This window comes from Coleofasciculus sp. G2-EDA-02 (assembly GCF_040226375.1).
Classification (GTDB): domain Bacteria; phylum Cyanobacteriota; class Cyanobacteriia; order Cyanobacteriales; family Coleofasciculaceae; genus Coleofasciculus.
Genome location: NZ_JAVKEW010000276.1, coordinates 1 through 7,314, shown reverse-complemented (window position 1 = coordinate 7,314; position 7,314 = coordinate 1). Strand labels below are relative to the sequence as shown.

The following is a 7,314-nucleotide window of genomic DNA, read 5'->3' as shown; positions in this document are numbered from 1 at the left end:
TCGTTTCGCAGCTTGCGTTCGGTTCTTCGTAGCGGGGATTGCTCCGTACTAGAATGATTCGTTGCATAGATGGTGATTCTTACTCACAAATTTATTCTATCAGTTTGACGGCAGCTAAAGCTGCGTTGTCGCTTGGACGCCCCGACTTAAAAGATCGGGGCTACCAAGCTCCGGTTATTTACGTGTTTGATATTGATTCAAGCCAATACACGCTCGGCAATACTAAAGTTAAGATGGATGGATTGAAGCCTAAAAGTGGGGTTCACTAGCGTTTCCACCAGCTAACCAATGACTTCCATTTCGTCACAAAAAGCCCAGTCGGTTCACTATCCAGAGCGAACGGTTCAACGCGCTGAACAAGCTGTGCGCTGTTTGCCCTTTCAGTTAACCTTGTACAAGGAGATGCGTTCGACCAGTGTTTCCCTACTCGCGATCGCAACCCAAAAAGGGATAGAACAGGGTTATTCTAAGCGTTCCTTATCCGAGTTGGCAGCCGAACGTGATTTAATGTGGTTGATTCAAGTCGGTGTGTTGCGGCGAGAAGTTGATGGGCAGGGTATTACCGACAGTTTTCGTCTCACGCCCTTGGGTCGTCAACTGGTGGAAAAATGGGCAAGCCAAGGCGAGTCATTACCCCCGCCATCCCTTTGGGATCGCATCACTCACGCCTGGAACCGTTGGTGGCGATTGCCGATTTAAATCTATAGTCCAGGGTTGCTTCTATTTGTCCTGATTACCCTATAACTCCGAAGCCGCTTTATGAAATCGCTGATGGTGGTGGGGACAACGTCCCACGCAGGAAAATCGTTTATTGTTACCGCATTGTGCCGTATTCTTTCTCGGCGCGGTTGGCGTGTATCTCCGTTTAAGGGACAAAATATGGCGCTCAATGCCTATGTCACCCCCAATGGGGGAGAAATTGGACATGCTCAAGCCGTCCAAGCCTGGGCGGCTAATGTGACGCCCTGTGTCGAAATGAACCCGATTTTACTCAAACCTCAAGGGGATATGACCTCTCAAGTTATCCTCATGGGTCAAGTGGTGGGTAAAGTCAGCGCGGCGGATTATTACGAACAATACTTTGATCGCGGTTGGCAGGCGATTGAAGAGTCCCTAGGGCGTTTGAGTCATGAGTTTGATTTTCTGGTATGTGAGGGTGCAGGGAGTCCGGCGGAGATTAATCTTAAGCACCGCGATTTAACCAATATGCGGATAGCGAAACATTTAAATGCACCAACCTTACTCGTGGTAGATATCGATCGCGGCGGCGCATTTGCTCATATTGTTGGGACTCTGGAACTGTTGGACGCAGATGAGCGAGCCTTGATTAAGGGCGTGGTAATTAATAAGTTTAGAGGACAGCGCTCGCTTTTGGAATCGGGGATTACTTGGCTTGAACAACGCACGGGAATTCCAGTGGTTGGGGTTATTCCCTGGATGAATGAGATATTTCCCGCTGAAGACTCTTTGGCGCTACTGGAGCGCGAAAATCAGAGAAAGCTCGATAGTGAATTAACGATCTCGGTGATTCGCTTCCCCCGGATCTCTAACTTTACCGACTTTGACGCCCTAGAAGCTGAACCGACGGTCACGGTAAAATATATAACACCGCATCAATCCCTCGGCTACCCCGACGCCTTGATTTTGCCAGGAACCAAAACTACAATTAAAGACTTACTCCTGTTGCACAAAACAGGCATGATTGAAGAAATTCAAAACTATGCCGCTGCGGGGGGTACAGTTTTAGGCATTTGTGGTGGTTTTCAAATGCTGGGTCAAAGCTTGCTTGATCCGGATGGCATTGAGGATGAACCGGGACAGTATCAGGGATTAGGATTATTACCCATTAAAACAATAATTACTGCCCGAAAAGTAACTCGTCAACGCTTGGTTAGCTCCAACTATCCTCAAGTTGGTTTACCTGTAGAAGGGTATGAAATTCATCAAGGACGTTCTCGGCTGATTGACTCGGAAACCACCGATAATCAGTCTGCCTATCAACCCCTGTTTGATGACCCAGGTTTAGGATTAGTCGATGTGACTCAATCGATTTGGGGGACTTACCTTCATGGTTTATTTGATAATGGTCCTTGGCGACGGGCTTGGTTGAATCAACTGCGACATCAACGCGGACTTTCGTCTTTGCCAACGGGTATTCCAGACTACCGAGATCAGCGAGAAGTGGTTTTGAATTCCTTAGCCGATAGCGTAGAGGCTCATTTGGATTTAAGTACTATTTTACCTGCCCTGAGTTAATAACTAGAACCTGTTCATGAGTGTTACCATTCGATTCTTACCCGATGATGTCACCATTAATGCAGAAGTCGGAGAACCCCTACTGCAAGTAGCTCAACGCGCGGGTGTTTTCATTCCCACAGGATGCCTCATGGGTTCGTGTCATGCTTGTGAGGTTGAGATTAACGAGGGAGAAACGATTTGCGCCTGCATCTCTGCTGTACCACCGGGTTCCGAACAGCTTACGATTAATCTCTACAGTGATCCAACTTGGTAAAATCATTCATAAGAGATGCCTGAACTATATTAGTTGCTAATTTACTCCACTATGTCATCGACTACATCCTCTACTCCGACTCCCGCGATTCCGGTTGAGAAAATCCGTTATAACGATCACGGACTTGTCCCTGCCATTGTCCAAGATTATCTGGATGGTACAGTATTGATGATGGCGTGGATGAATCGGGAATCGTTGCAGAAAACCTTGGAAACTGGGGAAACCTGGTTCTGGAGTCGCTCGCGTCAGGAATTATGGCACAAAGGCGCGACATCGGGTCATTTGCAGCATGTGCGATCGCTCCGTTATGACTGTGATAGTGATACGCTGCTGATTGGTGTAGAACAGGTGGGGGATGTTGCCTGTCATACTGGGGAACGCAGTTGTTTCCATCAGGTGGATGGGATAAAGGCTGCACCGCCAGCCGATACCCTATCTCAGGTGTTTGAAGTGATTTGCCATCGCCGGGATAATCCCACAGCCGAATCCTATACCTGTAAGCTATTTAAGGGTGGGGATAATAAGATTCTCAAAAAGATTGGCGAAGAAGCCGCCGAGGTAGTGATGGCGTGCAAGGATGATGAGTTGGATGCGATCGCGTCTGAGGTGGCTGATTTATTTTATCACACCCTAGTCGCATTAGCCCATCATCAGGTTGATGTGCGAGACGTTTATCGCAAGTTACAAGACAGAAGGCGTTGACATCCTCCCCCACTAAGTCAATGACTCCCAACCGTTTTGTGTTCTATCTCAAAGTGCAGCGCGTCGAACAGGCTTGTCTGTTTGAGTTGTCCTGGGGACGAGGACAACAAATTGGTGTCACCTTACCCTATCCAGAAACCCTAACCACGCTGTATCAGGATTGGAGTACGGTTTATCTGAGTTTCTATAAGCAGGCGCTGCGAGGGCGGGTGTCTCAGATGGGTAACTTGAATACACCGCCAATTGATTGGCACGCTAAACTTGTCCAAGCTGAGGCGAAATTACTCTACGAGTTTCATCAATGGTTGCGGCGAGGGGAGTTGTTTGAACTTCGTTCTCGTATCGTTCAGGCGGTTCGAGATCAGGGGATGAAGGATATGCCGATTATCGAAATCTTTCTCACCTGTAATCCCCTAGAACTCGCCCGATTACCCTGGGAAGCCTGGGAAATTGGGACAGAGTTTGCCGCACCATCTCAAATTCATATCCTGCGTACACCCCTGACGATTCAAGGCACCACAGTGACACCCAGGCGGCGGCGACGGGCGCGGATTTTGGTGATTTGGGGAGATGATACCGGATTAGATTTTAAGGCGGATCAAGAGGCGGTGCGATCGCTCGCCGGAATCGCTGAGGTTGTTTTTGTCGGTTGGCAACCTGGACAGGATGGAAATGCATTAAAAACGGAAATTGTCAAGCAAATCACCGATGAACGAGGCTGGGATATCTTATTTTTTGCGGGTCATAGTAATGAAACTATTTTAACCGGTGGAGAGTTTGCGATCGCGCCGGGATTGTCTGTGAATTTCAGTGAAATCGCTACCCCTGTGAAAATCGCCAAGGAACGAGGATTACAATTTGCCCTGTTTAACTCCTGTAATGGACTCAGTTTAGCCAATTCCCTGATTGATTTAGGCTTAAGTCAGGTGGCGGTGATGCGAGAACCGATTCATAACCACGTCGCCCAAGAATTCCTCGTCCAGTTTCTGCAACGGTTAGCCCAGTTTCATGATGTACAAGAATCCCTGCGGGAAGCTTGTCAGTATCTCAAATTAGAAAAGCATCTCACCTATCCTAGCGCCTATTTAGTTCCCTCCCTCTTTCGCCATCCTGACGCCTCACCCTTTCGGCTAGAACCCAGGGGCTGGAAGCAACAGGTCAAGGGTTGGTTGCCCACTAAACTCGAAGCGATCGCGCTTTTAGTTCTCATGTTTCTTAGTTTACGCCCTGGGGTGCAAGATTTTCTACTGGAACGGCGGGTTTGGATGCAGTCGGTTTATCGAAACATCACCGCACAGACTCCTACCGATAAATCCCCACCGGTTCTGTTAGTTCATATTGATCGTGATTCTCTTCTCCGTGCTAATATTGATGCGCGACGAATTAATCCCATTGACCGCACCTATTTAGCTCGCCTCATTGATCAGCTTACCGCATTAGATGCCAAAGTGATTGGGTTAGATTATCTCCTGGATAGTCCCACCGATGAAGATGATGTTCTCGCCCAATCCATTCAGCAAGCCATCGACAAAAAACAAACCTGGTTGGTATTTGCGGCGGTAAAAACCGGAAACGAAGAACTAGGAATAATTGATAGTCTCGCCCACCCCAATTGGACTTTAGAGGCTTATATTAATGCGCCCCTTTGGTACGCTAAACTTCTACCCGCCCATACCAGTTGTGCAGATAGTTGTTCCTTTGCCTATTTATTAGCCCTCGCCCGCGCCGCCAATCAAACACCTATCGATCCGAATTTACCGCAACCCCAGCGATTAACCGAGACTGATTCATCGGCAATTTTTCGCACCCGATTGGTTTCCTATTTAGACCAAAATCCTGCCCCCAATCCCCTCACTGCCTTTTTGCATGAGTTGCGCCTTCCTTCCATTACGAACCCATCGCGAAAATTTCAACAACTTTGGTTATATCCAATTATTGATTTTTCCATCCCTCCCGATTATGCCTATCAAACTATCGCCGCTTGGGAGTTACTAGAAAATACCAATAACGCACCAACACCGGAACAATTAAAACAGCAAGTTGTCCTGATTGCGGCTGGCGGATATGACCAAGCGGGAGTAACTGATGGAGGGAGTGATAACTTTCCCATTCCCCTGGCTGTAGACTATTGGCGATCGCAAAATCCGCAAATCAATTATCCACCCGTATTTACAGGAGGTGAGGCACATGCCTATACTATGCATCATTTATTAAGTCAAAGGTTAGTGATTCCAATTCCAGATTTGTGGATGGTTGGTATGGCGGCATTTTTGGGGAAAGGAATGTTATTAATTATTGGTGAACGCCGACAAATTAAGATATGGCATGGGTTGGTACTATTAACCAGTGCAACTGCTATTTATGGACTAATTGGATTACAGGTTTATATTTCCGCTGCCCTATTGGTTCCCTTATTTTTACCATCGGTTACAATAGGAATTTACGCACTATCTATTGTGGGGAGACGATATTAAATTCTCTATTCCCTAGATTAACGAGTGATAATCGTGTCTACTGTCCCCGCTTCTGAGCTAAAACTTAGCTCAACCTCTGGCACATTTTTATTGAAAGAGAAAGAACTCTTAAAGAACATTGTTTTTCCGGGATTAAGGGTAAAATCGTAGTCGGTAAGGGACGTGAGACCAGCACCAAATCCATTTTCATACGTATAGCCATAGGTTACGCCAATACTGGATAAGCTTTGGTTACTTTGATTAGTAATACACCCGTAAACAAAATTTTCTTCGTCAGTCGGTTCGCTGTAAATCCGAAGATTAGAAACGACTAATCCTTCCGATTCGATAGGAGCGACTTGAGGTTGACAATACTTGGCTGTGACAGCATCTGTTATCTTTTCATTAGCTACACTCAAATTTTGTTGATACTCAATAATTTTTGTTCTCGCCCTCGAATAATTTTTGCTACGATTGGGTACAGTTTCCAGGCTATTAATAGCTAGCTCCCATTTATTTGCCACTTGCTGCCAGTCAGATAAGCCTTGTGCAGATTGAGCCGCTTGAGCCGCTTTCATCCCCAGTTGTAGTGATTCTTGAAAATAGTCCCGTTGTGCCTCTTTTAGGTTACTTTCAATAATTGCTAAATTCCTTTGATAGGTGCTAATCTTCTTTTGTGCAATGGCAAAATTTGGGTGAGAATTCGGGACGGTTTTAAGAAGGCTAATTGCTTTTTCCCAGCGACTCGCCGCTAAATTCCAATCCTGCTCACCCACCGCTGACTGACCAATTGTGGCTGCTCCCATGGCGTGATCAATGGCTTGAGTGTAAGGATCAATATTAGGTTGAGAGGAGGAAGGTTCAGGGGAAGTGGAAACAGGTATCACTTCTGGGGAGGGTTCAGCCGTAATTGGTGTCTCTGTCGCCACTGGTTCTTCTCCCTGAGAACAGCCCACGAGGACGACTAAGAGAGTAATTGATAAAATCGGGGAAACGGATTTCATTAAACGATTCATATCGATCTAGCTCCTGAATAATTCCGTTCAAGATGCACACCAATTACCTGTAAAATGTATAACCTTATACTTTTAGTTTATCTTTTGCTGAATAAGGTGGCAATAGGATAAGTTAGGGACGGAATCGAAAAAAGTAGGCAAAAGTCAGGAGATTACTGGGACTCAGCACCTAGACATCAATTTTTGTTCAGGTCGTTAAAAATTGTAAACACCCACAGATTTTTTCTATGATGAGGCGGCGTATGATTTGTCGATTAACTATAATGAACCACTTCCTCCACCCACTCTTTTTGACGTTGCTCAACAATGGTTAGAGCGTCAATTGATGTAATCACACTTAGCGGTGCTAAACATGAATTTTCGGGTACTTTTTTGAGTCAATGTAGGGGCGGGTTTAGCCCAGTTTAGCTGCTAAAACTCCCTGGTGATCAAAACGGGAACAACAAAACCCGCCCTGGCTTACTAATCGGTAAGGGCGATAGAAAAAACCTTATCGGAAAACTTGGGTCTAAAACCTCCCCCTTCTAGGGGGACTTTAACAAACGCCTGGACGATGGCTAAAACGTGTGTATAATGGTGTCCGGAGGTGATGTAAAGTGTTTAATCTAACCTACGAATTCAAGCTTAAACC

Annotated in this window: 7 protein-coding genes; 6 read left to right on the top strand and 1 reads right to left on the bottom strand. The window is 46.2% G+C overall.

Translation table 11 applies throughout. The annotated features are described in order from the left end of the window. Nucleotides 1-53 precede the first annotated feature (53 nt). The 6 genes from RLO19_RS31580 to RLO19_RS31555 are packed head-to-tail and all read left to right on the top strand — an operon-like array spanning nt 54 to nt 5,688. Entirely contained in the window at nt 54-269 is a 216-nt protein-coding gene (locus RLO19_RS31580; protein WP_446361822.1) for a hypothetical protein, read from the top strand. A gap of 19 nt (nt 270-288) precedes the next feature. Further along, nucleotides 289-699 carry an Npun_F0494 family protein gene (locus RLO19_RS31575; RefSeq protein WP_446361820.1) on the top strand — a complete coding sequence of 137 codons (411 nt, stop codon included), beginning with the start codon at nt 289-291 and terminating at the stop codon, nt 697-699. Nucleotides 700-759: 60 nt separating this feature from the next. Next, complete coding sequence (gene cobQ / locus RLO19_RS31570; protein WP_446361818.1) at nt 760-2,256, top strand: cobyric acid synthase CobQ; 1,497 nt, start codon at nt 760-762, stop codon at nt 2,254-2,256. A 16-nt stretch (nt 2,257-2,272) separates the two neighbouring features. Next, nucleotides 2,273-2,512, top strand: a complete 240-nt coding sequence (locus RLO19_RS31565) for a 2Fe-2S iron-sulfur cluster-binding protein (protein ID WP_446336431.1) — start codon at nt 2,273-2,275, stop codon at nt 2,510-2,512. Nucleotides 2,513-2,563: 51 nt separating this feature from the next. Continuing rightward, nucleotides 2,564-3,214: a bifunctional phosphoribosyl-AMP cyclohydrolase/phosphoribosyl-ATP diphosphatase HisIE gene (gene hisIE, locus RLO19_RS31560; protein WP_446361816.1), complete on the top strand. Its 651-nt coding sequence runs from the start codon at nt 2,564-2,566 to the stop codon at nt 3,212-3,214. Between the two features lie 20 nt (nt 3,215-3,234). Continuing rightward, nucleotides 3,235-5,688, top strand: a complete 2,454-nt coding sequence (locus RLO19_RS31555) for a CHASE2 domain-containing protein (protein WP_446361814.1) — start codon at nt 3,235-3,237, stop codon at nt 5,686-5,688. Between the two features lie 17 nt (nt 5,689-5,705). Here the strand turns inward: RLO19_RS31555 and RLO19_RS31550 are convergent, their stop codons facing one another. After that, nucleotides 5,706-6,683 (bottom strand): hypothetical protein, encoded by a 978-nt coding sequence (locus RLO19_RS31550; protein WP_446361812.1) that lies wholly within the window; start codon nt 6,681-6,683, stop codon nt 5,706-5,708. Nucleotides 6,684-7,314: the final 631 nt, after the last annotated feature.

Coding starts and splice junctions, on each gene's coding strand:
- RLO19_RS31550 (WP_446361812.1), bottom strand. CDS start 6,683: ATGAATCGTTTAATGAAATCCGTTTCCCCGATTTTATCAATTACTCTC.
- RLO19_RS31575 (WP_446361820.1), top strand. CDS start 289: ATGACTTCCATTTCGTCACAAAAAGCCCAGTCGGTTCACTATCCAGAG.
- RLO19_RS31565 (WP_446336431.1), top strand. CDS start 2,273: ATGAGTGTTACCATTCGATTCTTACCCGATGATGTCACCATTAATGCA.
- RLO19_RS31580 (WP_446361822.1), top strand. CDS start 54: ATGATTCGTTGCATAGATGGTGATTCTTACTCACAAATTTATTCTATC.
- hisIE (WP_446361816.1), top strand. CDS start 2,564: ATGTCATCGACTACATCCTCTACTCCGACTCCCGCGATTCCGGTTGAG.
- RLO19_RS31555 (WP_446361814.1), top strand. CDS start 3,235: ATGACTCCCAACCGTTTTGTGTTCTATCTCAAAGTGCAGCGCGTCGAA.
- cobQ (WP_446361818.1), top strand. CDS start 760: ATGAAATCGCTGATGGTGGTGGGGACAACGTCCCACGCAGGAAAATCG.